Source organism: Actinomadura geliboluensis (assembly GCF_005889745.1).
In the GTDB taxonomy this organism is placed as follows: domain Bacteria; phylum Actinomycetota; class Actinomycetes; order Streptosporangiales; family Streptosporangiaceae; genus Spirillospora; species Spirillospora geliboluensis.
In genome coordinates this window covers 1-1,263 of sequence record NZ_VCKZ01000737.1, presented here as the reverse complement: position 1 = coordinate 1,263, position 1,263 = coordinate 1, and the positions used below count along the sequence as shown (strand labels likewise).

Here is a 1,263-nt window from a genome sequence, read left to right as displayed (position 1 = left end):
AGAGGTGTATAAGAGACAGGGTCCGCCCGGAGCGCCCGGGCTACCGGGTCCGCCCGGACCGGGACCGCCCGGGCCCGCCGGCGGCGGCGGGGGCGGCCAGGAGGCACCGCCCGGGGATTCCCAGCCCGGGGGAGGCGGGGGGTTGCTCATCCGGTCACGTCCTTCCAGGTCAACCTGACCCAATGCAAATCTAGTGTGCAGCAAAATCATGGCATCGTGGTCCCCCGGGGTGGAGGTACGACGTCACACTCCCCTGATCCTGCGCCGGGGGATACTGGATCAGACGCAGACGAGGAGGATCTGGTGCATAACTATTTCGACACATATGTCGTTGTGGTCGTCCTCCTCCTTGTCGGCGCCGGAATCGTCGGCGGGGCGCTGGGCGCGAACCGGATGCTCCGTCCGCATCGTCCGACCGCGGAGAAACTGACCACGTACGAGTGCGGCGTCGACCCGGTGGGCGAGGGCTGGGCCCACTCCTACGTGCGGTACTACGTCTTCGCCTACCTCTACGTCGTGTTCGCCGTGGACGCGGTGTTCCTCTTCCCCTGGGCGACCGTCTTCTCCGCGCCCGGCTACGGGGCGACGACGCTCGCCGAGATGTTCATCTTCCTCGCGTTCCTCGCCACCGGGCTCGCGTACGCGGGCAAGAAGGGCGTCCTCTCCTGGGTGTGAGGCCCCGGCCGCTGTAACAATGGCGCTGTGGGCACCATCGATCTACCGCCGCCGAGCGTGGGACCGCTGTCCCGGCTCGCGCCGAAACCGGTCAAGTTCGTGCTCAACTGGGGCCGCCGCTACTCGCTGTGGGTCTTCAACTTCGGGCTGGCCTGCTGCGCCATCGAGTTCATCGCGACGTCGATGAGCCGGCACGACTTCATCCGGCTCGGCGTCATCCCGTTCGCGCCGGGGCCCCGGCAGGCCGACCTCATGGTCGTCTCCGGCACCGTCAGCGACAAGATGGCGCCCGCCGTGCGGCGCCTCTACGAGCAGATGCCGGAGCCCAAGTACGTCATCTCGTTCGGCGCCTGCTCCAACTGCGGCGGGCCGTACTGGGACTCGTACTGCGTCACCAAGGGCGTCGACCAGATCATCCCGGTGGACGTCTACGTGCCCGGCTGCCCGCCCCGTCCCGAGGCGCTGCTGCAGGGCATCGTCCACCTGCAGGAGAAGATCGCGGCCGAGTCGCTCGGCGAGCGCTACGACGGCGGCGACCCGCTCAGCCCGCCGCCCCCGCCGCGGCCGCTGTCGGCGACGGTGCTGCGC

The 1,263-nt window shown here is 69.1% G+C and carries 2 protein-coding genes; both read left to right on the top strand.

The window, feature by feature from the left end; all coding sequences use genetic code 11:
• The first annotated feature begins 303 nt into the window (after positions 1–303).
• Complete coding sequence (locus tag ETD96_RS43920) at positions 304–675, top strand: NADH-quinone oxidoreductase subunit A (RefSeq protein ID WP_138642371.1); 372 nt, start codon at positions 304–306, stop codon at positions 673–675.
• 27 nt (positions 676–702) lie between these two features.
• Positions 703–1,263 (top strand): NADH-quinone oxidoreductase subunit NuoB (locus tag ETD96_RS43915; RefSeq protein ID WP_338072673.1); only part of this gene is annotated, 561 nt, incomplete at its 3' end.